Origin of the sequence: Stenotrophomonas sp. NPDC078853 (assembly GCF_044901215.1) — a bacterium.
Taxonomy (GTDB): domain Bacteria; phylum Pseudomonadota; class Gammaproteobacteria; order Xanthomonadales; family Xanthomonadaceae; genus Stenotrophomonas; species Stenotrophomonas lacuserhaii.
This window is the reverse complement of sequence record NZ_JBJDOQ010000001.1, coordinates 250,297-276,367: the sequence shown is the minus strand read 5'-3', so window position 1 is coordinate 276,367 and position 26,071 is coordinate 250,297. Positions and strand designations below refer to the sequence as shown.

Below are 26,071 nucleotides of genomic sequence, written 5' to 3'. Positions count from 1 at the left end.
AGGAGAACGGAATGAAGGCAGCGATACTCGCGGCGTTGGGCACGGTGGCCGCATTGGCAATGGCCTCGCCGGCCAAGGCGAATGATTTCAGCCTCGGCTACGACGTGGACCGTTTTCCGGCGGCCAAGCTGAGCATGCAGGCGTGCCGCGCGGCGGTAACGCGTGGGGCCGCGGCGGTGGGCTACAGCACGCGCGTGGACCAGGACCAGAAGACGCTGGTGCTGCACGTGTCCGCCCCGCGCGAGGATGGGCGCTCGCTGATCTCGTACTGCATCAGCGCAGGCGACCACACCGTGTTCGTGATCCAGGCGTTCGACTATTCGGGTCCGAACAATCCGGACGTGGATCGCGTCAAGGCGCGCGTCGGTGCGGAAGTCCGCAAGGCCGCGCGCGGCGGCTGAAGCCCTGCGTTACGTGACAGGCTGGCCGAGCTGGTTGATCTCGCGGTTTTCGACGATGGAAGGCGGGCTGGGGGGGCGGGCGAGGGAGATCATCGCCCGGCCGATGGCACCGTTGGTGGTGGCCGCCCCCGGCACATTCTTGACGATCATCCCCTGCAGCGGGTTGGCCAGCGCATGGAACATGCGCATCACACCGTGCGGGCTGTGCGTGCCTTGTTCGGGCAGGATGCCGCCCGGTCGCAGCATCACGGTGGTGATCGGCAACCGCTGCAGCGCATCCTCGGTTTCGCCCTTTATGCGCAACGGCATCAGCCGGCTGTCCGGATCGGAGTTCGCCCCGGATATATAGAAGAAGCGGCCTTGCGGATTGGCGGCGGCATAGGCTCGCGCCACTGCCAAGGTCAGCTCGAAGGTGACACGGCGGTATTCCTTTTCGGCGGTGCCGATAGGCGGAGCGCCGGCGCAGTAGAACGCCGCATCGATACCGGCCAGCTGTGACTGCACGCTGGCGGCCTGGCTGAAGTCTTCGAGCAGCACTTCGTTGACCTTCGCGTCAGCGCGTTCCAGCGGCCGACGGGCGAGGACGGTGATGTGGGTGACGTCAGGTGAGGTGAGGCAGGCGTTGAGGACACCCTGGCCGAGCAGGCCGGTCGCGCCGGTGAGGAGGATGTGCATGGCGTGGGATTCCTGTGCAGTGAAGGCGATGGCGCGTGCGTACACTCTACTTGCCCGGCATGCACTCATTGAACATTACCGGGCAGATGTTCTCGTCCTGTTCCACGCATTGCATGACGGCGCTTTCCTCTGCCTCGGCCTTGCTGGCTCCCGTGCCGCCGTAGGTGCGGGTCTGTCCACGAACAATAGCGCCGCATTGACCCAGCGACCATGCAACCACCACTTCGCAGCCGCGCTTTCCGCACTTGCTGATTGCCGTATCACCTGCGTCTTTCTGGTTCACGCCCAGGTGTATCGCAAACGCCGGACCGTCGCGTTCAGCAGCGATCGCGGTCCACGGCTGTGCCATGTTCATCGCCGGATCCTGCCCCTTTCCTGGGGTGATCGCGGTACTGGCTCCGCGTGCCTCCAAGGGTTTGGCGATGAACTCCGCCCCGCCGGGGAAAAACTCGAGTTTCGGCTTCGCCACGCGACTGGTGGCGATCAACTCCAAGCGGTGACTCAGCCGGTCCACCGCAGAATAGGCGAACTTCCAACCCGTACAGAATGCCTGATCTTCCGGACTGCGGCATTGCTCGCCCCCAGCAGCCTTGCAGGTGGAGAGTGCTGCATCGACGGCCTTTTTCTTGCTCTCGCCGTGATTGAAGTACATGCCGCCTTGTTGGCTGTAGGCTGGCACTACGCAGCTGTTGGCGAAGGTGGCTACGGGCCAGCAGGTTCCCTCGCATTTGCCCATGGCGTCACGCGTGGCCGTCTGCGGGTCGTACTGGTTGAGGATGACGTTCCAGCTGCCATCGGCCGTGCTGACCACCACGGAACCCCACCAGTCACGCTTGGCATCATCGCTGACCCGGCGCGCTGCAGCTCGCGCTGCGGCAGCGGCTTCCTGGGCGGCGTTGGCTTCTTCCGCGCTGATGTAGCGGACGGCCTGCTGGCTCTGCTGCCAGCCAAGGAAGTTCATCTGCGCCGCATGCGCCTGTTGCCTGGCCTGCGCACCATTCTGGGCTTGGGCGGTGCCGCCCGCGAACAGCAGGCCGGCGATCACCAGTGCGCCGCGCCAGTGGATGCTAGAAACAGTATTCAAGCTGCACCTCGCACTGTTTGGCGCCAGTGGCGGTGCATTGCTCCATCACCGAGGCGCCCAATGACTTTGCCTCGGCGGTGTTGGAGGCTGCTGCCATGACGAACACGGCGCGCTTGCCGGCAACTGCGCCCTTGTCGGCGGCGATACCCGTGCAATGGTTGCGGATCGGGAAGGTGGCCAGTTCAACACAGTCCGGGGCGGCCTTCTGGCATTCCATGCGCGCGCGCGCCTTGGCCTCCACTGCGGTGGCGCCCATGCCATCGCCGACGATATGTTTGCTGTCGCTGACGAACATGCTGCTGAAGATATCGACGCCAGCAGGGAGTCCCGCTGACATCGTGCCGGGCGGAGGTAGCTTGCTTGCAGCTCCGCCGGCCTGGGGGGCGGAGAACGCAGCGCTGGAAATGGCCAACGCGGTGGCACACAGCAGCGCAGGCCTGAGCCTCCAAGAGAGTAGTTGCATTCCGTTGCTCCAGGTTTTGTTTTTTTGGCGCGCGGAGCATACCCGGAACGCGGTCCGGATGGTGTGATGTGGTGGGGGGAATCGGGAAGAACGTGACGACCAACGGTCGTCACCCACCGGGGGCGCTTCCACGCCAGAGGGGCAGTCGTCACCCACCGGGGGTGTCCGGGGCGGGTGCAGCTACCCGTGTCACGGTCAGTTGTGTACAGTCCGGCCCATCATGCGCTCACGGAGGATCGGGTTTGTCCACGCAGAAATTGGTTCGTTATTCGGTCGCCCTCGTCGCGACTCTCGTCATCGGCTACCTGCTTTCGGGCTACCTGACCCTGCTGTTCCTTGGCCTGGATACCAGCCATTTCAGCTGGAACACCTACTACCCGTACGTCAGTGCGCTGGACCAGCCGCAGGTCGCGCCCTTCGTGGGCAAGATCAAGGCCGCCGGTTACGTGGGCTTCGGCATCCCGCTGTTCCTGTTGGTGGTGGTGGCCGGTTTCCTGCTGCTCCGGCGCAAGAAGAAGGGCCTGCACGGTGATGCGCGCTTCGCCACGGGTTCGGATCTGTCTTCACACGGGTTGTTCAAGAAGACCGGCGACAGCATCGTGGTGGGCAGCTACAAGGGCAAGCTGGTGCGCCTGTCCGGCCAGCAGTTCGTGATCCTGGCCGCGCCAACCCGTTCGGGCAAAGGCGTGGGCGTGGTGATTCCCAACCTGCTGGAATACGAAGAGTCCGTGGTGGTGCTGGACATCAAACAGGAAAACTACGAGCTCACCAGCGGCTGGCGCGCCAAGCAGGGGCAGGAAGTCTTCCTGTTCAACCCCTTCGCCGAAGACCGGCGCAGCCATCGCTGGAATCCGCTCAGCTACGTCTCCGATGACCCGGCCTTCCGCGTTTCCGACCTGATGAGCATCGCCGCGATGCTGTATCCAGATGGTTCGGACGACCAGAAGTTCTGGGTCAGCCAGGCGCGCAATGCGTTCATGGCCTTCACGCTGTACCTGTTCGACAATCATGATGACGAGCGCCGCAGTGGCTTCCCGGGCGGGCAGGGCGTACCCACGCTGGGTGCGATCTACCGCATTTCCTCCGGTGACGGTACCGACCTGCGCAAGTACCTGCAGACCCTGGCCAGCCGTCCGTTCCTGAGCGGCAACGCCAAGTCGGCCTTCGCCAACCTGCTGTCGCAGGCCGATGAGACCTTCGCCTCGATCATGGGCACCTTCAAGGAGCCGCTGAACGCCTGGATCAACCCGGTGCTGGATGCGGCCACCAGCAGCAACGACTTCCTGCTGACCGACCTGCGCAAGAAGAAGATGACCATCTACATCGGCATCCAGCCCAACAAGCTGGCCGAAAGCCGGATGATCATCAACCTGTTCTTCAGCCAGATCATCAACCTCAACACCAAGGAACTGCCCAAGTCCAATCCGGAGCTGAAGCATCAGGTGCTGCTGCTGATGGACGAATTCACCTCGATCGGCAAGGTGGACATCATTGCCTCGGCGGTGTCCTACATGGCCGGTTACAACGTGCGGCTGCTGCCGATCATCCAGAGCATGGCCCAGCTGGATGCCACCTATGGCCGTGATGTGTCGCGCACCATCATCACCAACCACGCCCTGCAGATCCTGTTCGCCCCGCGCGAGCAGCAGGATGCCAACGACTACTCGGACATGCTGGGCTACACCACGCTGCGCAAGAAGAACATCACCAAGGGCCGCGAGAAGAGCCACAGCTTCAGTGAAGAGCGGCGGGCGCTGATGCTGCCGCAGGAGCTGAAGGCCATGGGCACAGACAAGGAAGTGTTCCTCTACGAGGGCATTCCGCACCCGGTGATGTGCGACAAGATCCGCTACTACAAGGATCGTCACTTCACTTCGCGCCTGCTAGGAAAGGTTGAGGTTCCCAGCTTGCAGATATGAATCAGCTGGGACGAAAGCGCTGAAAATAAATGCATTCACTCCCGTGAAGTGGTGACGAGTGTCAACAATTTGTCGTGCATGCGTTGAACTTTCATGCGTTCTTGACGCATCCTTGACCTCGTTCTATGCCACTCTTCGCCATCGGTTCAGTTCATCGAGCCGATGGAGTCGATCAGGTGGTGCAGAACATCACCGGAACAGGGATGGCTTCGAACAAGGTGTCAGGCGATGCATCATGCCCACGAGGCGGTGCAACGCCCGTTGGGCAGGCGGCTTGGGCCGCAGGGGAGACGGTTGCACATGACGGCACAGGCCGGCGCGTAACCGGTTCCAGCGTGCAGATGCAACGCTGGACTGCCGAACCACCCGTATCGAAGCTGCTTATTCGTACGTCAAAGGATGTTCGTATGCGGCAAGCGTTGCTGAAGATTTTCATCGCCGTGGCGGCGGTCGCGATGTCTGGTTGTGCCACTACTCCCGCTCCGGATTTCGGCGGGCGTTGGAAGCCGGTCAATCGCTTTGACGCTGCACCCACGGAAATTCCCCTGTACACCAGCTATGCCTTCCAGGCATCGCCGATGGATGGCACCTTGAAGGCCATGCTCGAGCGCTGGGCGGCCGATTCGGGGATGTCGCTGGATTACCGGCTGGGGTCGGATTACACGCTGCACGGCGGCGTTTCCCGCATCTCCACGACCAGTGCGCAGCAGGCCGTGGCCGATGTCACCACCGCTTATGCGGCGCAGGGCGTTTACGTGAGCATCGTGGGCAACAAGATCGTCGCCGGCAGCAGCGCCGCGGTGCCGACGGCGGCCACCACGCCAGCCAGCGCGCCCAACGCCAACCCCGCATCCGCACCCGCCGAACCCGCGCCAAGCGGTAGCTGACTGCTGCCGTTTTCCCGTCGTGATGCTCCTGCGCTGGTCGCAGGGGCATGGCGCTCATTGACGATCATGCAGTCCGGAAAACCCCATGTTCCGTAAGAAAGACCCAGGCAATAGTCCCAAGGTGGAGCAGGCCGTCGCCAAGGCGGTGAGCTATGAGCTGACCGTGGCCGACATGGCGCGCAAGAGCGAGCGTCGTGCCTGGTGGGTGGCCGGTGCGTCGCTGGTGATGTCCCTGGCGCTCGCCGGCGGCTATTACTACATGCTGCCGCTGAAGGAGAAGGTACCGTTCCTGGTGATGGCTGACGCCTACACCGGCACCGCATCGGTGGCGCGCCTGCAGGGTGATTTCGGCAGCAGTTCAGTGACCCACGTCGAGGCGGTGAACCGCAGCAACGTGGCGCAGTACGTGCTGGCACACGAATCCTATGACCTGGCGCTGATGCAGCTGCGTGACTGGAACCTGGTGTTCACCATGTCCGCCGACAACATCGCCGCGCAGTTGCGGGCACGCTATGCGCGCACCAATCCGCAGAGCCCGGTGGTCCTGTACGGCAACACCAAGGCGATCCGGGTGAAGATCCTCAGCATCACCCCGATCGGCGAGCTGGACAACGGCGGCTTCCGTGGCGCATCGGTGCGCGTACAGCGCACCCTGGTGGACAAGAACAGTGGTGCGTCCACGTTCATGGACAACCGCCTGGTGACGCTACGCTTCAACTACGACGCCAAGCTGGCGCTCAACGACCAGGATCGCCTGCTCAATCCGCTGGGCTTCCAGGTTACCGAATACCGCGTGGACAGCGACTACGCCGCTGCGGTTCCGCTGCCTGACCAGGCCGCCACCGACGCACAGGCGCAGCAGCAGGCCATGCTGCAGGCACAACAGCAGGCTGCCGTGCAGGCCGACCCGGCGATGTTTGACCCGAGCCAGCAGATGGGCCAGGGCACGATTGATCCGGTGTCCGGCCAGCCCATGGTGGCGCCGGCTCCGCCGCCCCCGGGCCAGATGCTTCCGGCCCAGCAAGGCCTTCCTGCCCAGGGCATTCCCGGTGCTGCCGGGCCGGGACAGGCCGTACCTGCGCAGGGTTACCCGGTGCAGACCGCACCGGTTCCCGGTGCACCCGCTCAACAAGCGCCAGGCCGCGGCACGCCGGTCCCCGCGCGCAACCTTTCCACCGGAACTGCTGATGGAGCAAGCAACCGATGAGTAGTCGCAGAAACAAGGCATGTGCCTGGATGCTGGCGGGAATGCTGGCAGGGTATGCCACCACCGTCTCGGCCCAGGCCGTGGACCGATACGCCTATGTGCCGGACCAGATCTACACGGTCCGCACCGGCCTGGGCCTCACCACCCAGATCGAGTTGAGCCCGCATGAAAAGATCCTCGACTACAGCACCGGCTTCAGCAGTGGCTGGGAGCTGACGCGTCGCGGCAACGTCTTCTACTTGAAGCCGAAGAACGTGGACGTGGACACCAACATGATGGTGCGCACGGAAACCAACTCGTACATCTTCGAACTGAAGGTGGTGGCGACTGATTGGCGCCAACTGGACCAGGCGCGCAAGGCCGGCGTGCAGTACAAGATCGCTTTCACCTACCCCAGTGACAGTGAGTTCACCGTCGCCCAGGAGTCGGTGGAAGAGAGCAAGCCGCTGCTCAGCACCACCATCGCCAAGGATCGTCGCTACAACTTCGACTACTCCTATTCGACCCGCAAGGCCAAGCGGATGGGCTGGCTGATCCCGGTCAATGCCTACGACGATGGCCGCTTCACCTATGTGCGCCTCCCGTCTTCGCCGGAGTTCAAGACCGGCATCTTCCCGGCCGTGTTCGGCCGCGAGACCGAGAATGGCGAGGACTTCGTCATCAACACGACGGTGGAGGGCAATACCCTGGTGGTGCATGGCACCCACCCGTACCTGGTGATCCGACACGGTGACAACGTGGTCGGCCTGCGGAGGAATACCAAGAAATGAGCCAGAACACGCCTCCAGGGAATGACCCCCGCCAGGACGACGATGCCTACCGCCAGGAAGGCACCGCGCAGGAGCCCGGTAACCCGTATTACAACCGTGTGCAGCCGCAGGATGCGCCGGATCTGGATGCCAGCGCGCCGCAGCTGCGGACGGCGGAAGAACGCCGCTTGAATCGCAAGGCGTTGATGTTCATCGGTGGCATCCTCGCTCTGGTGCTGCTGATGGGCTTCCTGCTGCTGCGCAAGGGCAGGGACGACGCGGAGGCCCCCGCGCGCGGCGCTGAAGTTTCGCGTCCGAGCACGCCGGACCTTCCGAGCGTGGCGCCGACGGTGCAGACGCCCCCGCCGATGCAGGCCGATCCGATTCCGATGTTGCCGCCGCCGATGCCGGACGACATGCCGATGCCAATGGAGCGCAACAGCCGCACCATCGGCGAGGCGCCGCGCATGCCTTCGCTGCTTGATCGCCGCATTGCGGCCACCGGTAGCGGTGGCGGCGGTGATCCTTCCGAGCGCCAGGCGCCGGTCGATCCGACGTTGCTGGCGCTGCAGCAGATGAACGGCCGTCAGGCGCCGGAAGAAACACGTCGCGGTGCGGATGTGGACGATGTGTCCAACGCCGCTTTCATCCGCAGCCCGGATGCACTTCTGGTTCGCGGTACCTACCTGCGCTGCGTGCTTGAAACGCGCATCATCACCGACGTGGCCGGGTTCACCTCCTGCCTGGTGACCGAACCGGTCTACTCGATCAACGGCCGTACCCTGCTGTTGCCGAAGGGTTCCAAGATCTACGGCAGCTACGGTGGCGGCCCGATCGGCGAACGCGTGGATGTGATCTGGGATCGCATCACGACGCCGAACGGGATTGACGTTGCCATGTCCAGCCCGGGCACGGATGGGCTGGGCGGGGCAGGCATCCCGGGGCAGTACACCGCCCACTGGGGCCAGCGCATCGCCAGCGCCCTGATGATCAGCCTGCTCGCTGATGCCTTCAAATACGCAGCTGCGGAGAATGGCCCGGAGACCACCACGGTCAACAGCAGTGGCTTTGCGATGCAGTCGCCGTATGAAAGTGCAACCGCCCGCACCATGGAAAGCCTCGCACAGCAGGCCGCGAGCCAACGCCGCGCGCCGACCGTGACGGTCAACCAGGGCACCATCATCAACGTCTACGTCGCAAAGGACGTCGACTTCAGCGCCGTGCTGGCGCGTCGCTGATCCAGGAGCACAGGACCCGTCGTGGACATGGAGACTTCACCCCTCGCGCTGGTTTCCAGCGAATTCCTGCAATACCAGTACGAAGTGCTGGGTATTGCGGGTTACATGGGGTCGTCCGAAGTCACCGAAATCTGCGTCAACCGGCCTGGTGAGATCTACCTGGAAACGCGTGATGGCTGGCAGCAGGTGGCGGTGCCCACGTTGACCTTCGAACGGGCCCGCCAGTTCTGCACCGCAGTGGTGAACGAAAGCAACACGGGGCAGCGCATCACCGATGCCGATCCGATGGTGTCGCTGACCTTCCCCAGCGGCCAGCGTGCGCAGTTCGTGATTCCGCCCGCGTGTGACGCGGGCAAGGTCTCGATCACCATCCGCCTTCCTTCGCGGCAGATGCGTACCCTGCAGCAGTACCAGGACGATGGCTTCTTTGATCGCATCGTCGAGCACGATGGCAGCCTGAGTGCGCAGGACGAAGAGTTGATGGAGCTGCGCCGCGCGCGCGATTTCGCCGGCTTCTTCCGTCGTGCGGTGCAGTATCGCAAGAACATCGTGGTGTCCGGTGCCACCGGCAGCGGCAAGACGACCTTCATGAAATCGCTGGTCCACCACATTCCCCAAGGGGAACGCCTGGTCACCATCGAAGATGCGCGCGAGCTGTTCATCGAGCAGCCCAACGTCGTGCACCTGCTGTATTCCAAGGGCGGCCAGAGTGGCAGCAATGTCAGTGCCAAAACCTGCATGGAAGCCTGCCTGCGCATGAAGCCGGACCGGATCATCCTGGCCGAGCTGCGCGGCGATGAAGCGTTCTACTTCATCCGTAACTGCGCCTCCGGCCATCCCGGATCGATCACCAGCTGCCATGCGGGCAGCCCGGAACAGACCTGGGACCAGCTGGCGCTGATGGTGAAGGCATCCAACGAAGGCTCAGGGCTGGAGTTCCCGGTCATCAAGCGCCTGCTGCAGATGACCATCGACGTCGTTGTGCACGTGAAGGCGCACGCTGGCGACCGGCACATCACCGGCATCGATTTCAATCCCGGGCGTGCCCAGGGCCAAGGGGGCGCGGTATGAATGCCCGTCATGGCGGCCGCTGCCCGCATGCTCGCCAGGAGGTGCACTGATGCTGCCCGGACTGGAAGCGTTGGCCTGCCCCGAGCTGGCCGTGTCGATGGATGTCATGGCCCACGTGGTGAACGTGGAATCCTCGCGCAACCCGTACGCCATCGGCGTGGTGGGTGGTCGCCTTGCGCGCCAGCCGAAGGCTCTGGACGAGGCGGTGGCGACGGCACGGATGCTGGAAGAGAACGGCTACAACTTCTCGCTGGGGCTGGCCCAGGTCAATCGTTACAACCTGCAGAAATACGGGCTGGAAAGCTACGAAAAAGCCTTCCAGCAATGCCCGAACCTGCAGGCAGGATCGCGCATCCTGGCCGAATGCCATTCGCGTTCGAAGGGGGACTGGGGCAAGGCGTTCAGTTGCTACTACTCGGGCAACTTCGAAACCGGCTACCGGCACGGCTACGTGCAGAAGGTGTTCAATTCGATGCAGCGCGGCCAGATGGTCGCCTCCGCGAACGGCGTGTTGCCGATTCCGGTGGTGGATCGTACGCCGCGCGCACCGACTGCGGCAGCCCGCGCGCCGGCCGAATCCGCTGATGCGGCGCGCCTGCGCACCCGCATCGAAGGCCTGCAGACACAGATGCTGGCCCAGGGCGGCGGCGTAGTGATGCCCCTCCCGGAAGACCCCGCGCGCGCTTACGTGGTGTATCCCAACACCGGCGCCATGGTGCGGGGCAGCTTGCTGCGCGCCGCTGATGGTGGGCTGGCCCGTGCGGTGACCAACCTGGTCGACCGTGCGGTGCCTTCCGCAGCGCCGATGGCCGGCTATGCCGTTGAAGGCTACCCGCAGGGCCAACCGGTCGTCTCCGCACCGCCCATGGGCCTGCAAGCGCCTGCTGGCAGCCCCGGAGCTCCGGTGCTGCTGCGTCCCTGGAGTGAACGCAACCAACCTGCGGCAACCGGTGCGGCGGCAATGCCCGCGTCTGCCGCGCCTGTCACCGATGCACCTGCCAGGGACGCGGCTTTCGTGTTCTGAGCAGTTCACTGGCCGCCGGGCAGGGGCCGCACATGCTGTTTTTCGTCCATCAATAAGGAAGTCCCCATGAAGCTGAACACCCATGATCTCGCCCAGGCCCAGCGCACCCTGAAGACCCTGGCGATGGCCGTCGCCTTCGTTGGCATGATGTTCGTCCCGCAGGCCTTCGCGCAGGAATTCGGCGGCACCGACAAGAAGGTGTGCGGCTTCTTCGACAGCGTCAAAGGCCTGTTGAACCTGGTGTCGATCGCGGTGGTGACCATCGCGGTGATCTTCGCCGGTTACCAGATCGCCTTCGCCCACAAGCGCATCAGCGACGTGTCGCCGATCCTGATCGGTGGCGTGCTGATCGGTGCGGCTGGCCAGATCGCCCGCATGCTCCTGGGTGAGGAGTACGGCGAGTGCTCGGCCGTCGGCATGCTGAGCACCGCTGCCCAGTACTACAGTGCATAAGAACGTCGTCTTTCGCGGCTGCACGCGCCCGCCAATGTTCCTGGGCGTGCCCTACGTACCCTTCTTCATGGTGTGCGGCGGCCTGTTCCTGCTCGCCATCTACTGGGATTTCTGGGTCCTGCTCAGCATCCCGGTGGCCGTGATGATCATGCGGCAGATGGCGCGTCGGGACGAGATGATCTTCCGCCTGATGGGACTGCGATTGCAGTTCAAGTTCCGGGCGCGGAACGTGCGAGACCATGAAGGTATGTGGGTGTTCACTCCGAACCACTACCGCGACAAGCCGGCGCCTGCGAAGGCACCGGGTGGAAACCGCCGCTGAATGTTTCAGCGGCGTAGCAGCAGGCATATGGCAGTTCCTGGAGAGTAGGCATGTTCAGTCCGGATACGTCGATCAGCGAGTTCATTCCCTTGTCCTCGCACGTGGCCCCATCGGTGGTGAAGACCAGCGGTGGCGACTACCTGTTGACGTGGCACCTCGAGGGATTGCCGTTCGTGGGTCGGGAAGAATGGGAGCTTGAGCACAAGCACAACACCTTCAACCGACTGCTGCAGACGCTGCGCGCGCCGGATTTCGTCAACGTGGCGTTCTGGACGCACGACGTCCGCCGCCGCCGGCAGTTGAAGGAGCGCAGCAAGTTCGCCCAGCGCTTCAACCAGGACGTGTCCGATACCTACCTGGACATGCTGTCCAGCCAGCGGATCATGCAGAACGAGCTGTACCTGACGATGATCTATCGGCCGGTGGTGGCCGGTAAGCGTTTCGTTGAGAAATCAGCCGACGTGCCACGCCTGCAGGCCGAGCAGGAGCAGGCCGTTGAGAAGCTGATGGAGCTGGCCGGCAACGTCGAAGCGGTGCTGCGCGACTATGCGCCGTACCGCCTGGGCATGTACGAAGCGGCCAACGGCGTTGTGTTTTCCGAGACGCTGGAGTTCTTCGGCTACCTGATCAACCGCATCGATGAGCCGGTGCCGGTGCTGGCTGCGCCGGTGAAGGAATACCTGCCGGTGAGCCGCCACATGTTCTCGGCAAAGACCGGCGATTTCGTGATCAGTACGCCCAACGGCAAGAATCACTTCGGCGCGATCCTCAACATCAAGGAATACGCCGAGGGCACCTACCCCGGCATCCTGAACGGCTTGAAGTACCTTGATTTCGAGTACGTGGTCACCCAGTCCTTCAGCCCGATGGGCCGCCAGGATGCGCTGAAGATCCTGGACCGTACCAAGGGCATGATGATCTCCTCCGGCGACAAGGCGGTGAGCCAGATCATCGAGCTGGACCAGGCGATGGACCATCTGTCCTCGGGCAACTTCGTACTCGGCGAGTATCACTTCACCGTCGCCGTGTTTGCAGACAGCCAGGGCCAGCTATCGGCCAACGTGGCCACCACGCGTGCGGAGTTGTCCAACGCCGGCTTCGTGTCGGCCAAGGAAGACATCGCGATCACGGCATCGTTCTATTCGCAGATTCCGGCGAACTGGCGCTACCGCACGCGACTGGCCAACGTCAGTTCGCTGAACTTCCTGGGGCTGTCGCCGTTGCACAATTTCGCTACCGGCAAGCAGCACAACAATCCATGGGGGGACTGCCTGACCACGCTGCAGACCACCAACGGGCAGCCGTACTACTTCAATTTCCACGCCACCCATCCGGCGGAAAACTCGCTGGGCGAGAAGGCCATCGCCAATACAATGGTCATCGGCAAGTCCGGCACCGGCAAGACCGCGCTGATCAACTTCCTGCTCAGCCAGGTGCAGAAGTATGATCCGGCGCCGACCATCTTCTTCTTCGACAAGGACCGCGGCGCCGAGATCTTCGTGCGTGCCTGTGGTGGCAACTACCTGGCGCTGGAAAACGGGCGGCCGACCGGCTTCAATCCCTTCCAGTGCGAACGCACCGAAGCGAACGTGCAGTTCCTGGCCGATCTGGTCAAGGTGCTGGCCGGTAAGGGCCAGTACAGCGCCCGCGAAGAAGAGGACATCTTCCGCGCGGTGGAAAGCATGCTTGATACGCCCATGCACCTGCGCAGCATGACCAACTTCCAGAAGAGCCTGCCGAACCTCGGTGACGATGGGCTGTACGCGCGCATGCGCCGCTGGACTGCCGGCAGCTCGCTGGGTTGGGTGTTCGACAATCCGGTGGACACGATCGACCTGGAGCGGGCGAACATCATCGGCTTCGATTACACCGACGTTATCGACAATCCGGAAGTGCGCGTGCCGGTGATCAACTACCTTCTGCACCGGCTTGAATCGCTCATCGACGGGCGTCGCCTGATCTATGTGATGGACGAATTCTGGAAGATCCTCGATGGCGAGGGTGGACTGAAGGAGTTCGCCAAGAACAAGCAGAAGACCATCCGTAAGCAGAACGGCCTGGGCATCTTCGCCACGCAGAGCCCGGAAGACGCGCTGAAGAGCGATATTTCCGCCGCACTGATCGAACAGACCGCCACGCTGATCCTGCTGCCCAATCCGAATGCGAGCCGCACCGATTACATCGACGGACTGAAGTTGACCGATGCCGAATTCAAGGTCGTCACCGCGCTGGACGAGCGCTCACGCTGCTTCCTGGTCAAGCAGGGGCATGCCTCCAATGTCTGCCAGCTCAACATGCGCGGCATGGACGATATCCTGTCGGTGATCTCTGCCTCCACCGACAACATCGACGTCATGCACCGTGTGCTGCAGGACGCCGCTGCCCGTGAAAATGTTGTGGAATCGATGCTGACCCCCGAACAGTGGCTGGAGGATTTCTACCGCCGCCGCAAGGGTTCGGGAAAGCCGGCCAGCAACGACCGCGACAAGGCAGCCTGACCCATGACCACCCACCTCATTCCGGAGGCCACCATGAATACCGTTGCCCCGCAACGTCCCGCCCTTCGTCGTCGCCTGATGCCACTGGCGACGGCCACGCTTGCCTTGTGCGCATCGTTTTCACTGATGGCGCCTGCACCGGTGCAGGCACAGTGGATCGTCAATGACCCGCCGGCGCTTTTCCAGAGCGTGAAAGCCGATATCGCGGCCGGCCTGGAATACATCGAAACGGCCGGGCGCTGGACCCAGACCGCTTCGCACTACACCGCGACCTTGAACAACTGGCTGCAGAAGCTGCAGAACTGGTCGCAGATCATCGCCAACCCGATCATGCCGGCGACGCCGACGCTTACCACCATTCCGGATGACTGGAATATTGCCGAGCGCTGCGGCGGCGGTTCGGCGTTCAGCATCACCGGCATCATGGCCATGGCGGGGATCAGCCCTGGTGGCGACATCGGTGCGCAGCAGCGGACGATATGCTCGTACATCCAGGCGCTGGAGAACCGCAAGTACAACGAGACCGTCGCGGTCGTACAGCAGTCCCTGCCGCTCATGCAGCAGACGCTGGGAACGCTGCGCAACATCCGTCGGCTGTTTGACAACGAAGGCGCGCTGGCGGAAACCACCGCGAACGCGACCGCATCGCAGTTGCAGATCGATGCGAACTTCAAAACCTGGGAAAACCAGATGCGCATCTACGACCAGCAGATCGTGGCACTGCAGAGCCAGCAGCGTGCGCTGGCGCAGCGTGCGCTGAAGGGTGAAACCAATCCGATCGGCTCGGTGATCAAAGCTGCAGCGTTGAAGACGGCACTCGATTGAAAACCGTGCGTAATGCACCCCTGCGAGGCCCCGAAAAGGGGCAGGTGAAGCAATGAGTCTAGGGATGATGGACAGTATGTGGGCACAAGGAGCGCTGCACGGACCGATCGCGACCTCGTCGATTGGCGATTTCGTGTTCTTCAAACTGATCTTCGACTATCTCAGCAGGGAGATATCCGAGTTCGGCCTGGGTTTCCTCAGCCGCATGATGGAGTGGGTGGGCATCATCGCATTGGTGGTGATGACCATCTGGCTGCTGCTGCAGGGCTACCGCATCGTGACCGGCCGCAGCCGGGACTCGATGATGGCGCTGGTGACGGACATGGCGCGTGCCGCCCTGATCGTCATCACTGCCACCACGATGGCCATCTTCGGCCAGAACGTGCATTCCTTCCTGACCCATTACGTGCAGGACGAGATCACCTACGTGGTCACCGGTGAGGAAGACACGGCCAAGGACCTGATCGATGAAAACCTAGCGTACATGCAGGTGGCGCTGTCGGCGGTGGATGTGCTCGATGTCGCCGGTGACGTGACGCTGGACAACGCAAAGACCCGCGCCATGTGGTTCATCGGCCTGGGTACGGGCGGGCCCGCCGTAACCGCAGGTGCGATGCTGCTGCTGTATGAAGTCGCGATGGCGCTGTTCATTGGCTTCGCACCCTTGTTCATATTGTGCCTGCTGTTCGAACAGACCAAATCGCTATTCCAGCGATGGCTGTTCTATGGCATCGGCACGATGTTCTCGATGGCGGTGCTGGCGGCCATGACCGGGATCGCGATGAGCATGGTGTCCAAGGTGGCCTTTGCGTTCTGGGGCACCGCCGCGGCCGGCGCGCTGATGGGTTCCAACTTCACCGAAGGCATGACCAGCATGGCGCTGCAGCAGGGCGGCATGGGGTTGATCCTGACCACGTTGATCCTGACCGCACCGCCCATGGCGGCGATGTTCTTCCAGGGCACGCTGGGTGCGTTCATGGCGTACTCGCAGATCGGCGGTTCGCCGGGTGCTGCTGCACCGGGCCCGCAGGGTCAGCCGCCGGGTTCTTATGCGCCGCAGCAGGGGAGTGCGCAGGAACGTCCGGAGACTTCGGGCACCAACAACGTCAACACTTCGCCGCGTCTTTCGGGACTCCCTGCAGAGTCCCCGACGGCACCGGCAGGCAGCCGCGGGAATGCGCCGTTGTAGTGCCACTCAGCGTTGCCTGAGTAAGTTTCGAGCATGAATTCATGAAGAAGGGAATGGCGGGATGAACATCTGTCGAGTCGGCATTCTGGTCAAAGTGGCGTTGGCGGCTTCCGTTCTGTGGTTGTCGCTCGCCTTCGAAGCAAGTGCGGAAGGCCGCTGCCCACCGGGTCAATATCCTGTGGGCGGTCAAGGAGTAGGAGGGTGCGCGCCTATTCCGGGCAGGGGAACTGCTCAGCCTGCCCAGCAGCAGGCCCCGCCGCCGCCGCCGGTCTGGCTGCACACGCGCTATGGAGCCATCGCGATGTCGCCCTCCACTTCCGCAGCGGGTGTTGCCGCGGAACAGACAAGCAGCGAAGCCGCGGCGGCGGTGGCGATGAAGGATTGTCAGCGTGAAGGCGCCCGGGACTGCGCCGTGATCTCGCGGTACAGCAATCAATGCATCGCGCTTCTGGTCCCGGGCGCATGGCCTGCAGGAGCCAAGGGCGGAATAGGGACTGGCGTGACGCCTGAACTGGCCCGGCAAGACGCTCAGAAAAATTGCATCGATCCTGCCGGGTCCGGGTGTACAGCTACTTATGAGGCCTGCAGTTTCCCTGAGCGATGAACATATGCATGGTGCCTGCACGTCCTCGTCCTGATACGCGTCGCATGTATTGGGGTATCCGCGCTGGTGCGGGCCTGCTGGCGGCGCTGCTGATGTTTTGGGCGTGCGGTGCCTACGCTGAAGGGCGCTGCCCTCCGGGCCAGTACCCCGTCGGCGGCCAAGGCGTTGGCGGATGCGCACCGATTCCAGGCTACGGCGGCAACCAGGCGGCGCAGCCCGCGTCGCCGCCGATTGATCCGGGTCGTTACGAGGACCGCTGGGGCGCAATGGCGCTGTCTGACTCGACTCCTGATGCCGGCGTCGTGGTCGACCAGTTGACTGAGGGTGATGCCAAGCGTGTCGCCATCGAAAAATGTTCCCGGAACGGTCTGAAAGACTGTCGGATACTCCTTACTTACCGGAATCAGTGTGCCGCGTGGGTCGTTCCATCTGCAGGCGCGCCAGGAGCGAAAACAGGCATTTCAGCTGGGTTGTCCGAGCAGGCTGCGGTGGACAATGCAACTTCGAAGTGCAAACACGCCCCTGGTGGTTCATGCGTGCTCGCTTACAGCGCGTGCAGTCTCCCCCAGTGGACGCGATGAGTAGCGGCTCGGCGTCGAGTCAATCCTCGCCTGCACGCAAGTCAGCGCATGCGGGTTGGCATCTGTTGAGTGCACCGCCACCCATGGTCAACCGTATGCACAACGCTTCATGCGCGTTCCTCTTGCTGTCAGCAGTTATCGTCTGCTCCTGGCTTCCTGCTGTTCCCGCATTCGCAGAGGGCCGCTGCCCGCCCGGTCAATATCCTGTGGGCGGCCAAGGCGTAGGAGGCTGCGCCCCCATCCCGGGGTCGGCAGCGAGCCTACAACGCGCTGCTCCGCAGCCAGCCGCGCCGACATCACGTTGGGGAACGCGCTGGGGGGCTGTCGCGGCCTCCGATTCGACCTCTGACGCAGGGGCGGCAGCAGGACGCAGAGCCAAGGCGGCAGCGATAAGTGACGCGATGGCGGACTGTCGCCGCAATGGCGCGCCCGATTGCAAGATCATGGCGGAGTACAGCAACCAATGCTTCGCGTGGGTGTCTCCCGATGGTGGGGATGGCAAGGGATTGGGTGGGCTGGGTGAAGGTATGACACCGGAACTGGCACTCAAGAAAGCCATGAGCTACTGCGACAACCCGAAGGGTAACGGCTGCAAGGTTGCGTACAGTGCCTGCAGCCTGCCAGAGCTCGAAGCCCTTTGATGGCGCTTGTATCAGCTGTGCTGATAGTCTTTGAACTGGCCCGTTGGAGTAAGCGCAATGACAGCAAGATCACACTTCACCGGCACTCTGCTGCTTTCCCTGCTGCTGCTGCTCTGTGCGTTCAGCGCGCTTGCCGAAGGTAACTGCCCTCGGGGCTACTACCCCATCGGAGGGAAGGGCGTTCAAGGTTGCGCGCCTATCCCTTCTGGCACCAGAGCGCCTGCGCAATCCGGGTACTCCTACTCAGGGCCCATTTATTCGGAGACAGCAAACTCGCACCTTGAGGACAGTTGGGGCGCACTGGCGTTCTCGGCAAGCAGAGGTGCACTCGGGGATGCAGTCAACGAATACACGAAGGAGCTGGCCGAGGAGGCGGCCTTGGAGCGATGCGCGGCAAGAGGCGCCACGGATTGCAAGCTGATGGCGCACTACGCAAACAGCTGCATTGCCGTGGCTATTGCTACCGAGCCCGCCGGCCTCAGCCTGAGTGCAATCGGCATGGACAAATATCCAAACAACGCGGAGCGCGAGGCTGCACAGAACTGCATCAAGGGCGGCGCGAAGAAGTGCAGGATGTTTTACAACAACTGTGTGACTCCCAAGGTCGTCCCGAATTGAACTGCATCTCCTCTGTCGGCGGCTAAGGAGACAAAGATGATTGAAAAGATTGCTTTTGTAGTCCTATTGGCTGTGTCCGTGATGCTTCCGTTCGCGGCCGGCGCAGAAGGCCGCTGCCCTCCTGGTTCCTATCCTGCGGGCGGTCAAGGCGTAGGAGGCTGCGCCCCCCATCCCGGGGTCAGCAGCGAGCCAGCAATGCGCTGCTCCGCAGGCAGCTGCGCCGACATCACGCTGGGGAACGCGCTAAATGCCTTTTCTACGGCATAGGCAAGATGTTTTCGATGGCCGTCCTGGCGGCGATGGTTTCCATCGCGCTGGACATGGTGATCCGTGTTGCAGGTGCATTCTGGGCTACGGCTTTGGTCGATACCTTCCTGATGAACGGCAGCATGAGTGATGGCATGACCAGCCAGGCCATGCAGCAGGGTGGCATGGGCTTGATCCTGACGACGTTGATCTTGACCGCGCCTCCGATGGCAGCGTTCTTCTTCCAAGGGACTTTGGGTAACTACGCAGCGTACTCGCAGATCGGTGGCAGTGCTGCGTCGGCACCGAGCGCGGATGGTCGTCCGCCGGGTACGTATACGCCGACTGCACCCTCAGTCGGGCCGTCTAACGCGAGTAGCGTATCTTCACAAGAGGGGCGGTACCTCGGATCGACGCCTGGGGCGCAGGCCAATCCTGCCGATCCTGGGAAGTACGGTGCAGCAAACAGATGAATTGGTCCTCGAAACTGGAGCGTTGTATGGGCAAACAAATCGGGAATCTTCCTTCTGGGCTTGCAGTGCTGCTTCTTGCATGCGCAACCTTTGCATCTCCGGCAGTAGTTGCAGAAGGGAGGTGCCCGCCGGGGCAGTTCCCGGTCGGAGGTCCTGGCATGCTCGGTTGCGCACCTATCAATGGTGCAGCCCCAGCGCAATCAGCGCCGCAGCCCACGGGCAAATGGATCGACACGTGGGGCGCCATAGCGGTGTCAGACGCGAGCGGGGACAGCGGCGTTTCGAGCGGAAAGCTGAGCAGATCCGACGCGGTCTCGGAGGCGCTTCAGAACTGCACGGCAGGGGGGTCTGCGGATTGCAAAGCGCAGGTGACTTACAAAAACCAATGCGTCGCGGTGGCGAAGTCTTCCATCGCTACTCAGGAAGGTGTGGCTTACACCGGTCCTCAAGAAACGGTGCAGGCTGAAGCTCTCGCGCGTTGCTCCCGCGGCGGCAGGCACTGTCAGATAAAGTATGTCGACTGCACGAAGCCAATTTTCCAGCGCTTTTAGTTTCTCTCTTCTTGTTGGTGCCAACTGCCTAAGTAGACAGTAGTAAGCAAGCCTCGTGGGCTGGAGCCTGAGAAGCCTGGTTTTTCTCTCCCGTCTCTTACTTGGCGGGGGAGCCGCTGCAGAGGGGCGGTGCCCACCCGGCCAGTTTTCTATAGGAGGTCCAGGGATGCTTGGGTGTGCTTCTATTCCAGGGGGTCAGGCTCCCGCGCAGGAACCGCCCAGACCGAATGGACGCTGGCACTCCAGGTTTGGCGCTATCGCAGAGGATGCCTCCGCAGGTGAGCGTGGCGTCGTGCTATCCACCGGCGTGGCAGAGGCTCAATCTTCAAGTAGTGCAGCCAGCTCGCTCGCAATCAAGAATTGCGAGCAGAACGGTGGCTTGAGGTGCAAGGTCGTGACTTCCTACACTGATAGCTGCATTGCCTTGGCGGATCCCATTCCTCGCCCTCGCCCTCCGTCAATGAAGTCTGTTAGCGCTGGTGGACGAACGGAGGCCCTTGCCACCGACGCAGCACGGAAGGGGTGCTCATCCCAGGGCGGCGGCAAGAGCTGCAACATTGAATATGCGGCCTGCAGCCTGCCCATGTTTGAGGCATTTCGCTGACTCGATTGCCTGGAATTCGCTTGATCGGCGTAGGCAGCGTGTTCCTTTTGGTCCGTGTGAGCTAAGCCCTGCACCAGGGACATCCTGAGTGCTCTGATTTCCACCGCTGCGCCGATTCCAGTGCTCTTCGTCCAAGTGGCGATGCGCACGTTCACGGCTTAATCGCAGGTCGGCTGCACGAGCTTCGGTCAGCGCCAGCGATCACGTGACAACTGCGTTTCCTTGGTGGAGCGCAACGTTTAAGGGGTTCACGATATGTTTCGTTTCGTGGCCCTCTGGCCGTGTCCATTGGCGCTCTACTTCGAATGGGTGAAGGTGTGAAGGCTGAGGGTCGCTGCCCCCCTAGCCAGTTTCCGGTTGGAGGTCAGGGCATGCTGGGTTGCGCGCCGATCCCGCAGGCTGCTGCGGAGCCCGCTGCACCGTGACCTACCGGCAGATGGATTGAGACGTGGGGGGGCTTTGCAGTTTCAGGCACCACCGGCGGAGCCGCGACGGGCTTGCGAAGCGAGGCTGAAGCATCCAGAGCCGCTATCGCCGACTGTGCGAAGGATGGTGCGAAAAATTTCGCAGTGAAAATGACCTGTAATAACCAATGCATGGCGGCGATGTATTTTGGTCCTGGATACGAGAGCAGGCTTCGGTCCGCCGCAACGGTCCACATCGCCAGCCAGGGCTTGGAGCTTGACTGTAGGGCGCAGGTTCTGAGCGGCGTATGCGAAGTCATCTACACCGGCTGTAGCGAGCCGATCTTCGAGGAATGGCGTTGTCCGCCGGGCAGCCACCCGGTCGGGGGTCTGGGCGTGGGCGGGTGCGCACCAATAGGCGGTGGGCTGCCTTCCTCGCAACCTCGAGCGATGGGGCGATGGCATAAGTCGTGGGGTGCAGTGGCCATAGCTCCGAGCAATGGCGATATCGGCGTCTCTACCGGAAAGGCCAGCAAGCTCGAGGCGGAGCAGGAAGTGACTTCGTCATGCCGGAACGGCGGCGCACCCGATTGCCGAAGCGAATTGAGCTACAAGGATTAGTGTGTTGCTGCAGCATGATCTCAAGCCTCAAATGCGGGAAGTCTGAGGACAGGCGCGTCCGAGGAAAAGGCTAGTGAGTTCGCCCTCGCCGATGCGAATCGCATGGTGGAAGCTGTTCCATTATCTACGTCGGTTGCAGCAAGCCGGTATTTGAGTATTACGGAGTGGGTTGATCCGTGGTGGAGGATTGTCGTAGAGCATTTTTCACCGCCCAGCGCCTCCGCCGAACTGGATTGGTTGCGGTCGGCTTGTTGGGCCTGTTCTTCTTCTCACTGGGCAGCGGTTGCCTACGCTGAAGGGCGCTGTCCTCCCGGCCAGTACCCCATAGGCGGCCAAGGCGTTGGCGGGTGCGCACCGATTCCAGGCTACGGCGGCAACCAGACGGCGCAGCCCGCGCGGCCGCCGATTGATCCGGGTCGTTACGAGGACCGATCGGGCGCAATGGCGCTGTCTGATTCAACTCCTGATGCCGGCGTCATGGTCGACCAGTTGACTGAAGGTGATGCAAAGCGTGTCGCCATCGAAGAATGTTCCCGGAACGGTCTGAAAGACTGTCGAATACTCCTTACCTACCAGTGCGCTGCGTGGGTCGTTCCATCTGAAGACGCGCCAGGGGCGAGGCCAGGCATTTCAGCTGGATTGTCCGAGCAGGCTGCGGTGGAAAATGCAACTTCGAAGTGCAAACACGCTCCCGGTCGTTCATGCGTTCTCGCTTACAGCGCGTGCAGTCTCTCCCAGCGGACGCGATGGGCAGCGGCTCGGCGTCGAGTCCATTCTCGCCGGCACGCGACTCAGCGCATTCGGATTGGCATCTGTTGAGTGCAGCGCCACCCTTGGTCAGTCGTGTGCAACATTCTTCGTGGGCGTTGCTCTTGCTGTCAGCAGTTATCGTCTGCTCCTGGCTTTCTGCTGTTCCCGCATTCGCAGAGGGGCGCTGCCCGCCCGGTCAGTACCCTGTGGGCGGCCAAGGCGTAGGAGGCTGCGCCCCCATCCCGGGGTCAGCAGCGAGCCAGCAACGGGCTGTTCCCCAGCCAGCTGCCCCGACATCACGTTGGGGAACGCGCTGGGGGGCTGTCGCGGCCTCCGATTCGACCTCTGACGCAGGGGCGGCAGCAGGACGCAGAGCCAAGGCGGCAGCGATAAGTGACGCGATGGCGGACTGTCGCCGCAATGGCGCGCCCGATTGCAAGATCATGGCGGAGTACAGCAACCAATGCTTCGCGTGGGTGTCTCCCGATGGTGGGGATGGCAAGGGATTGGGTGGGCTGGGTGAAGGTATGACACCGGAACTGGCACTCAAGAAAGCCATGAGCTACTGCGACAACCCGAAGGGTAACGGCTGCAAGGTTGCGTACAGTGCCTGCAGCCTGCCAGAGCTCGAAGCCCTTTGATGGCGCTTGTATCAGCTGTGCTGATAGTCTTTGAACTGGCCCGTTGGAGTAAGCGCAATGACAGCAAGATCACACTTCACCGGCACTCTGCTGCTTTCCCTGCTGCTGCTGCTCTGTGCGTTCAGCGCGCTTGCCGAAGGTAACTGCCCTCGGGGCTACTACCCCATCGGAGGGAAGGGCGTTCAAGGTTGCGCGCCTATCCCTTCTGGCACCAGAGCGCCTGCGCAATCCGGGTACTCCTACTCAGGGCCCATTTATTCGGAGACAGCAAACTCGCACCTTGAGGACAGTTGGGGCGCACTGGCGTTCTCGGCAAGCAGAGGTGCACTCGGGGATGCAGTCAACGAATACACGAAGGAGCTGGCCGAGGAGGCGGCCTTGAAGCGATGCGCGGCAAGAGGCGCCACGGATTGCAAGCTGATGGCGCACTACGCAAATAGTTGCATAGCTGTCGCAGTCGCCACTGCACCCGCCGGCCTCAATTTGAGTGCGATCGGCATGGATGATCATCGGCCCAACGCGGAGCGCGAGGCTGCACAGAACTGCATCAAGGGCGGCGCCAAGAAGTGCAGGATGTTTTACAACAACTGTGTGACTCCCAAGGTCGTCCCGAATTGAACGGCATCTCATCTGTCGGGGGGGCTGAGGAGAGGAAGATGATTGAAAAGTTTGCTCTTGTAGTCCTATTGGCTGTGCCCGCGATGCTTCCGTTCGCGGCCGGCGCCGAAGGCCGCTGCCCACCCGGTCAATATCCTGTGGGTGGTCAAGGCGTAGGAGGGTGCGCGCCCATTCCGGGTAGGGGAAATGCTCAGCCTGCCCAGCAGCAGGCCCCGCCGCCGCCGCCGGTCTGGCTGCACACGCGCTATGGAGCCATTGCCATGTCTCCCTCGACGTCCGCCGCGGGTGTTTCTGCGGAACAGACAAGCAGCGAAGCTGCGGCGGCGGTGGCGATGAAGGATTGTCAGCGTGAAGGCGCCCAGGATTGCGCGGTGATCTCGCGGTACAGCAATCAATGCATCGCGCTTCTGGTCCCGGGCGCATGGCCTGCAGGAGCCAAGGGCGGAATAGGGACTGGCGTGACGCCTGAACTGGCCCGGCAAGACGCTCAGAAAAATTGCATCGATCCTGCCGGGTCCGGGTGTACAGCTACTTATGAGGCCTGCAGTTTCCCTGAGCGATGAACCTGTTCGTTCAACCTCTTCCCAGTGGACGCGCTGAGCGTCCATCCGGCCTGGTCTTGAGCCGATCCCACGCCGAAGCCAGTGCGTGAGATCGGCTTGAGGGAGTCACGGACGCGTACCTTCGGCCCGCCCCAACCAAGGCACCGGGGAACGGCTCAGGCATTCATACTGCGTGCCGCCACCTGGCTCTGCTCGATCTGCAGGTCACGCTCCTGCGAAGCCACCTGCTGCGCGGCCTGCTGCGAGGCCACGCGCTCGCTGGATTGATCCAGTGAGGTGTTCATCGCTTCGGTGGTTGCCACCGACACCCGCAGGTGCGCCGGGTCGTTGACTTCACCCTGCACGCCGAACGTGCGCGAGGCATCGTTGCTCATCAGCACATTGTCGATGCGGGTGCCGCCGTTGGCATGCATTTCCGCCGCAAGGCTGCCGGCGAGCTGGCCGCTGTGCTGGTCCGGCGTGCGGCCCACGCGCAGGTCCTGTGCTTCCACGCCGCGCAGCGCGTCCTGGAAAAGCAGGTTGCCGGGATGACCAGGCTGATCCATGCGCATCGCGCCGTCGCGCTTGTGGGCGTCTTCCTCCGCTGCCTTGCGCGCAGGCTCGCCCGGTTCCAGCGGACCGCGGATGCGGTTGATGATGTCCTCCGCGTTTCCGATTCCCCCGCGGGTGGCGGTCGTTACTCCACCGCGCAGGAATTCCAGCTTGTCGCGATACTCGCTGATCATGCCTTCGTTCTGCTTGGCCAACGCCTGCGAGGCCGGGTTGTCCAGCACCGAGCCCGCGCCGAGGAAGTTGCCCATCTTGTGCGAATCCAGCGAGCGGCCGGCGGCCAGCAACGCCGAATCGGGCATCAGGAAGCCAGCAACCGCGCCGTTGCGGAAGCCGGATCCGTACAGGTTTTTGATCTCGGTTTCGTTCGCATAGACCTTCACCTGGCCGTAGTGGCCGGACGCCGCGCTGACCGGATCGGCGGCCATCACATGGTTGACCATCGCATCGCCGCCTTCGCGGATGCGGTAACCCAGACTGGCTGCACCATAGGCATTGAAGGTCTCGCCCTTCAGGCCGTGGTGGTGCGCGCTCACTTGTGCCAGGGCACCGCCCAATGAATGTCCGGTGACGCTGACCTCGGCCGCACGCCCGTTCAACGAGGCGTTGACCTCGGCCTGGGCCACCGCACGCTGCGTCAGCGCGATGGCATCGGGCGCCTGCAGGTTGGCACGTGTGAGGACCATGCCGGCATCCGTCACTACGCCATCCAGCAGTATCTGTTCGGTGCCACGATGGGCAACGATGACTTCGCCGGTGTCGGCACGCTCGTAGATCGTGCCCTGATAGCCGTTGTTCTTGTTGTTTACATGTTCGATGATCTTGTACGAGTGACCATTGAGCGTGACGAGTTCGTCCTTGCCATTGTCACGGCGGCCAACGGCGTAGTCCTTGTACGCATCATCGGAAAGCGCGGCGTAATCCTGGCTGGTCAGGCTCATGGCTGGACCTGCCGCGCGGAGAGCTGGACGGAGAAGATCGAATCCTGCAGTTCAGGCTTGTAGTCGGTGGGCGCGGCTTCACCGCCGGCACGGTAGTCGGGCAGCGCCTCGGCACGCGGGTATACGGCGTTGGCGTAGTAGCGCGTCAGCGGCTCACTCTTTGCAAAGGCCGGGGATTCGAGGAACGAGGTGAAGCGGGTTTCGCCTTCGGCCCCGGTGGCCTTGAGCATCGCGCTGGCACCGCTGAACTCCCAGCGGCACACGCCGCGACCGTAGTAGTCCTCGTCGAGCATGCGGTCCAGGTAGACGATGCCGCGGTATTCGCCATCGGCCACCTTTCGCAGCTCGACAGGCTCCTGGCTGGTGATCCGGCCAGCGGTGCCGGTTTCCGGCTGTATGCGGCCGCACTGTTCTTCGTTGGTCACGTCATACTGCGCCACGGCCTCCACCACGTTGATCGGGCCGGGGGCGTCGTTGATCTTCAGCACGAACTCATATGCGTGACGTGGCGTGGGATTGAGCTTGGCGAGGCCACGGCCGCCCTGTTCGACGTCTTTTTCCGCGGTGGTGATTTCTTGGTTCATGGCAGTCTCGGAATGGCAGGCGGTGATGAGCAGCAGGGCGAGGCAGGGAAGGATCGTTCTACGCATGGGGTGCCTTC

Annotated in this window: 29 protein-coding genes and 1 pseudogene; 25 read left to right on the top strand and 5 right to left on the bottom strand. The window is 62.7% G+C overall.

The genetic code is table 11. The features are described 5' to 3' along the window. The first annotated feature begins 11 nt into the window (after window positions 1-11). The gene (locus ACI2JH_RS01285) at window positions 12-401 is read left to right on the top strand and encodes a DUF6180 family protein (protein WP_349998207.1); all 390 of its coding nucleotides are present in this window, start codon (window positions 12-14) and stop codon (window positions 399-401) included. 9 nt (window positions 402-410) lie between these two features. Here ACI2JH_RS01285 and ACI2JH_RS01280 read toward each other — a convergent pair whose 3' ends face one another. The 3 genes from ACI2JH_RS01280 to ACI2JH_RS01270 are packed head-to-tail and all read right to left on the bottom strand — an operon-like array spanning window position 411 to window position 2,623. Continuing rightward, window positions 411-1,076 carry an NAD(P)H-binding protein gene (locus tag ACI2JH_RS01280; RefSeq protein ID WP_404735192.1) on the bottom strand — a complete coding sequence of 222 codons (666 nt, stop codon included), beginning with the start codon at window positions 1,074-1,076 and terminating at the stop codon, window positions 411-413. Between the two features lie 46 nt (window positions 1,077-1,122). Next, complete coding sequence (locus ACI2JH_RS01275) at window positions 1,123-2,121, bottom strand: DUF4189 domain-containing protein (protein ID WP_404735191.1); 999 nt, start codon at window positions 2,119-2,121, stop codon at window positions 1,123-1,125. Between the two features lie 22 nt (window positions 2,122-2,143). Further along, a complete protein-coding gene (locus ACI2JH_RS01270; RefSeq protein ID WP_404735190.1) occupies window positions 2,144-2,623 on the bottom strand; it encodes a DUF4189 domain-containing protein in 480 nt (159 codons plus the stop codon). 257 nt (window positions 2,624-2,880) lie between these two features. On the opposite strand from ACI2JH_RS01270, the gene ACI2JH_RS01265 reads away from it, so the two are divergent. The 24 genes and pseudogenes from ACI2JH_RS01265 to ACI2JH_RS01150 all read left to right on the top strand — a co-directional run bounded on the left by ACI2JH_RS01265 (window position 2,881) and on the right by ACI2JH_RS01150 (window position 23,920). Continuing rightward, entirely contained in the window at window positions 2,881-4,542 is a 1,662-nt protein-coding gene (locus tag ACI2JH_RS01265) for a type IV secretory system conjugative DNA transfer family protein (RefSeq protein WP_404735304.1), read from the top strand. A gap of 407 nt (window positions 4,543-4,949) precedes the next feature. Beyond that, the gene (locus ACI2JH_RS01260) at window positions 4,950-5,429 is read left to right on the top strand and encodes a hypothetical protein (protein ID WP_404735303.1); all 480 of its coding nucleotides are present in this window, start codon (window positions 4,950-4,952) and stop codon (window positions 5,427-5,429) included. A gap of 85 nt (window positions 5,430-5,514) precedes the next feature. Beyond that, on the top strand, window positions 5,515-6,636 hold the full coding sequence (locus ACI2JH_RS01255) for a VirB8/TrbF family protein (RefSeq protein WP_319275029.1): 1,122 nt from the start codon (window positions 5,515-5,517) through the stop codon (window positions 6,634-6,636). Beyond that, a complete protein-coding gene (locus ACI2JH_RS01250) occupies window positions 6,633-7,406 on the top strand; it encodes a TrbG/VirB9 family P-type conjugative transfer protein (protein ID WP_042612593.1) in 774 nt (257 codons plus the stop codon). The genes ACI2JH_RS01255 and ACI2JH_RS01250 overlap by 4 nt, the downstream gene beginning before the upstream one ends. Further along, window positions 7,403-8,623 (top strand): TrbI/VirB10 family protein, encoded by a 1,221-nt coding sequence (locus tag ACI2JH_RS01245; RefSeq protein WP_319275032.1) that lies wholly within the window; start codon window positions 7,403-7,405, stop codon window positions 8,621-8,623. The genes ACI2JH_RS01250 and ACI2JH_RS01245 overlap by 4 nt, the downstream gene beginning before the upstream one ends. Before the next feature lie 27 nt (window positions 8,624-8,650). Then, window positions 8,651-9,694 (top strand): P-type DNA transfer ATPase VirB11, encoded by a 1,044-nt coding sequence (gene virB11 / locus ACI2JH_RS01240; protein WP_042612595.1) that lies wholly within the window; start codon window positions 8,651-8,653, stop codon window positions 9,692-9,694. 49 nt (window positions 9,695-9,743) lie between these two features. Beyond that, on the top strand, window positions 9,744-10,718 hold the full coding sequence (locus tag ACI2JH_RS01235) for a lytic transglycosylase domain-containing protein (protein ID WP_404735189.1): 975 nt from the start codon (window positions 9,744-9,746) through the stop codon (window positions 10,716-10,718). A gap of 66 nt (window positions 10,719-10,784) precedes the next feature. Continuing rightward, on the top strand, window positions 10,785-11,171 hold the full coding sequence (locus tag ACI2JH_RS01230) for a TrbC/VirB2 family protein (RefSeq protein ID WP_319275037.1): 387 nt from the start codon (window positions 10,785-10,787) through the stop codon (window positions 11,169-11,171). Next, the gene (locus ACI2JH_RS01225; RefSeq protein ID WP_080335038.1) at window positions 11,164-11,493 is read left to right on the top strand and encodes a type IV secretion system protein VirB3; all 330 of its coding nucleotides are present in this window, start codon (window positions 11,164-11,166) and stop codon (window positions 11,491-11,493) included. Before ACI2JH_RS01230 ends, ACI2JH_RS01225 begins: the two co-directional genes overlap by 8 nt. 50 nt (window positions 11,494-11,543) lie before the next feature. Next, entirely contained in the window at window positions 11,544-13,991 is a 2,448-nt protein-coding gene (locus tag ACI2JH_RS01220; RefSeq protein WP_319275040.1) for a VirB4 family type IV secretion/conjugal transfer ATPase, read from the top strand. 33 nt (window positions 13,992-14,024) lie between these two features. Then, entirely contained in the window at window positions 14,025-14,816 is a 792-nt protein-coding gene (locus ACI2JH_RS01215) for a hypothetical protein (protein WP_319275042.1), read from the top strand. Between the two features lie 64 nt (window positions 14,817-14,880). Beyond that, window positions 14,881-16,005: a type IV secretion system protein gene (locus ACI2JH_RS01210; RefSeq protein ID WP_404735188.1), complete on the top strand. Its 1,125-nt coding sequence runs from the start codon at window positions 14,881-14,883 to the stop codon at window positions 16,003-16,005. A gap of 61 nt (window positions 16,006-16,066) precedes the next feature. Then, window positions 16,067-16,609 (top strand): DUF4189 domain-containing protein, encoded by a 543-nt coding sequence (locus ACI2JH_RS01205; RefSeq protein ID WP_404735187.1) that lies wholly within the window; start codon window positions 16,067-16,069, stop codon window positions 16,607-16,609. Further along, window positions 16,606-17,190 carry a DUF4189 domain-containing protein gene (locus ACI2JH_RS01200; protein ID WP_404735186.1) on the top strand — a complete coding sequence of 195 codons (585 nt, stop codon included), beginning with the start codon at window positions 16,606-16,608 and terminating at the stop codon, window positions 17,188-17,190. Before ACI2JH_RS01205 ends, ACI2JH_RS01200 begins: the two co-directional genes overlap by 4 nt. After that, window positions 17,142-17,831, top strand: coding sequence for a DUF4189 domain-containing protein (locus ACI2JH_RS01195; protein WP_404735185.1), 690 nt, complete (start codon window positions 17,142-17,144; stop codon window positions 17,829-17,831). The genes ACI2JH_RS01200 and ACI2JH_RS01195 overlap by 49 nt, the downstream gene beginning before the upstream one ends. A 57-nt stretch (window positions 17,832-17,888) precedes the next feature. Beyond that, window positions 17,889-18,449 (top strand): DUF4189 domain-containing protein, encoded by a 561-nt coding sequence (locus tag ACI2JH_RS01190; RefSeq protein WP_404735184.1) that lies wholly within the window; start codon window positions 17,889-17,891, stop codon window positions 18,447-18,449. Between the two features lie 245 nt (window positions 18,450-18,694). Then, window positions 18,695-19,168: pseudogene (locus ACI2JH_RS01185) on the top strand (type VI secretion protein); the annotation flags it as partial. Beyond that, entirely contained in the window at window positions 19,165-19,719 is a 555-nt protein-coding gene (locus ACI2JH_RS01180) for a DUF4189 domain-containing protein (RefSeq protein ID WP_404735183.1), read from the top strand. The pseudogene ACI2JH_RS01185 and the gene ACI2JH_RS01180, both read left to right, overlap by 4 nt. A 166-nt stretch (window positions 19,720-19,885) precedes the next feature. Beyond that, complete coding sequence (locus ACI2JH_RS01175; protein WP_404735182.1) at window positions 19,886-20,323, top strand: DUF4189 domain-containing protein; 438 nt, start codon at window positions 19,886-19,888, stop codon at window positions 20,321-20,323. Between the two features lie 440 nt (window positions 20,324-20,763). Next, on the top strand, window positions 20,764-21,348 hold the full coding sequence (locus tag ACI2JH_RS01170; RefSeq protein ID WP_404735302.1) for a DUF4189 domain-containing protein: 585 nt from the start codon (window positions 20,764-20,766) through the stop codon (window positions 21,346-21,348). A 102-nt stretch (window positions 21,349-21,450) separates the two neighbouring features. Continuing rightward, window positions 21,451-22,167 carry a DUF4189 domain-containing protein gene (locus ACI2JH_RS01165; protein WP_404735181.1) on the top strand — a complete coding sequence of 239 codons (717 nt, stop codon included), beginning with the start codon at window positions 21,451-21,453 and terminating at the stop codon, window positions 22,165-22,167. Further along, a complete protein-coding gene (locus ACI2JH_RS01160) occupies window positions 22,050-22,739 on the top strand; it encodes a DUF4189 domain-containing protein (RefSeq protein WP_404735180.1) in 690 nt (229 codons plus the stop codon). Before ACI2JH_RS01165 ends, ACI2JH_RS01160 begins: the two co-directional genes overlap by 118 nt. 57 nt (window positions 22,740-22,796) lie before the next feature. Beyond that, window positions 22,797-23,357, top strand: a complete 561-nt coding sequence (locus tag ACI2JH_RS01155; RefSeq protein WP_404735179.1) for a DUF4189 domain-containing protein — start codon at window positions 22,797-22,799, stop codon at window positions 23,355-23,357. Window positions 23,358-23,395: 38 nt separating this feature from the next. Then, the gene (locus tag ACI2JH_RS01150) at window positions 23,396-23,920 is read left to right on the top strand and encodes a DUF4189 domain-containing protein (RefSeq protein ID WP_404735178.1); all 525 of its coding nucleotides are present in this window, start codon (window positions 23,396-23,398) and stop codon (window positions 23,918-23,920) included. A 155-nt stretch (window positions 23,921-24,075) separates the two neighbouring features. Here ACI2JH_RS01150 and ACI2JH_RS01145 read toward each other — a convergent pair whose 3' ends face one another. Together ACI2JH_RS01145 and ACI2JH_RS01140 are read right to left on the bottom strand one after the other, a co-directional pair. Next, window positions 24,076-25,410 carry an XVIPCD domain-containing protein gene (locus tag ACI2JH_RS01145; protein ID WP_182655735.1) on the bottom strand — a complete coding sequence of 445 codons (1,335 nt, stop codon included), beginning with the start codon at window positions 25,408-25,410 and terminating at the stop codon, window positions 24,076-24,078. Beyond that, complete coding sequence (locus tag ACI2JH_RS01140) at window positions 25,407-26,060, bottom strand: hypothetical protein (protein WP_182655736.1); 654 nt, start codon at window positions 26,058-26,060, stop codon at window positions 25,407-25,409. The genes ACI2JH_RS01145 and ACI2JH_RS01140 overlap by 4 nt, the downstream gene beginning before the upstream one ends. Between the last annotated feature and the right edge of the window lie 11 nt (window positions 26,061-26,071).

Coding starts and splice junctions, on each gene's coding strand:
- ACI2JH_RS01190 (WP_404735184.1), top strand. CDS start 17,889: ATGACAGCAAGATCACACTTCACCGGCACTCTGCTGCTTTCCCTGCTG.
- ACI2JH_RS01165 (WP_404735181.1), top strand. CDS start 21,451: ATGGTGGAAGCTGTTCCATTATCTACGTCGGTTGCAGCAAGCCGGTAT.
- ACI2JH_RS01175 (WP_404735182.1), top strand. CDS start 19,886: ATGCTTGGGTGTGCTTCTATTCCAGGGGGTCAGGCTCCCGCGCAGGAA.
- virB11 (WP_042612595.1), top strand. CDS start 8,651: ATGGAGACTTCACCCCTCGCGCTGGTTTCCAGCGAATTCCTGCAATAC.
- ACI2JH_RS01220 (WP_319275040.1), top strand. CDS start 11,544: ATGTTCAGTCCGGATACGTCGATCAGCGAGTTCATTCCCTTGTCCTCG.
- ACI2JH_RS01210 (WP_404735188.1), top strand. CDS start 14,881: ATGATGGACAGTATGTGGGCACAAGGAGCGCTGCACGGACCGATCGCG.
- ACI2JH_RS01250 (WP_042612593.1), top strand. CDS start 6,633: ATGAGTAGTCGCAGAAACAAGGCATGTGCCTGGATGCTGGCGGGAATG.
- ACI2JH_RS01255 (WP_319275029.1), top strand. CDS start 5,515: ATGTTCCGTAAGAAAGACCCAGGCAATAGTCCCAAGGTGGAGCAGGCC.
- ACI2JH_RS01270 (WP_404735190.1), bottom strand. CDS start 2,623: ATGCAACTACTCTCTTGGAGGCTCAGGCCTGCGCTGCTGTGTGCCACC.
- ACI2JH_RS01145 (WP_182655735.1), bottom strand. CDS start 25,410: ATGAGCCTGACCAGCCAGGATTACGCCGCGCTTTCCGATGATGCGTAC.
- ACI2JH_RS01235 (WP_404735189.1), top strand. CDS start 9,744: ATGCTGCCCGGACTGGAAGCGTTGGCCTGCCCCGAGCTGGCCGTGTCG.
- ACI2JH_RS01215 (WP_319275042.1), top strand. CDS start 14,025: ATGAATACCGTTGCCCCGCAACGTCCCGCCCTTCGTCGTCGCCTGATG.
- ACI2JH_RS01280 (WP_404735192.1), bottom strand. CDS start 1,076: ATGCACATCCTCCTCACCGGCGCGACCGGCCTGCTCGGCCAGGGTGTC.
- ACI2JH_RS01160 (WP_404735180.1), top strand. CDS start 22,050: ATGCGTTCTCGCTTACAGCGCGTGCAGTCTCTCCCAGCGGACGCGATG.
- ACI2JH_RS01195 (WP_404735185.1), top strand. CDS start 17,142: ATGCGTGCTCGCTTACAGCGCGTGCAGTCTCCCCCAGTGGACGCGATG.
- ACI2JH_RS01230 (WP_319275037.1), top strand. CDS start 10,785: ATGAAGCTGAACACCCATGATCTCGCCCAGGCCCAGCGCACCCTGAAG.
- ACI2JH_RS01245 (WP_319275032.1), top strand. CDS start 7,403: ATGAGCCAGAACACGCCTCCAGGGAATGACCCCCGCCAGGACGACGAT.
- ACI2JH_RS01205 (WP_404735187.1), top strand. CDS start 16,067: ATGAACATCTGTCGAGTCGGCATTCTGGTCAAAGTGGCGTTGGCGGCT.
- ACI2JH_RS01155 (WP_404735179.1), top strand. CDS start 22,797: ATGACAGCAAGATCACACTTCACCGGCACTCTGCTGCTTTCCCTGCTG.
- ACI2JH_RS01200 (WP_404735186.1), top strand. CDS start 16,606: ATGAACATATGCATGGTGCCTGCACGTCCTCGTCCTGATACGCGTCGC.
- ACI2JH_RS01285 (WP_349998207.1), top strand. CDS start 12: ATGAAGGCAGCGATACTCGCGGCGTTGGGCACGGTGGCCGCATTGGCA.
- ACI2JH_RS01150 (WP_404735178.1), top strand. CDS start 23,396: ATGATTGAAAAGTTTGCTCTTGTAGTCCTATTGGCTGTGCCCGCGATG.
- ACI2JH_RS01180 (WP_404735183.1), top strand. CDS start 19,165: ATGAATTGGTCCTCGAAACTGGAGCGTTGTATGGGCAAACAAATCGGG.
- ACI2JH_RS01260 (WP_404735303.1), top strand. CDS start 4,950: ATGCGGCAAGCGTTGCTGAAGATTTTCATCGCCGTGGCGGCGGTCGCG.
- ACI2JH_RS01140 (WP_182655736.1), bottom strand. CDS start 26,060: ATGCGTAGAACGATCCTTCCCTGCCTCGCCCTGCTGCTCATCACCGCC.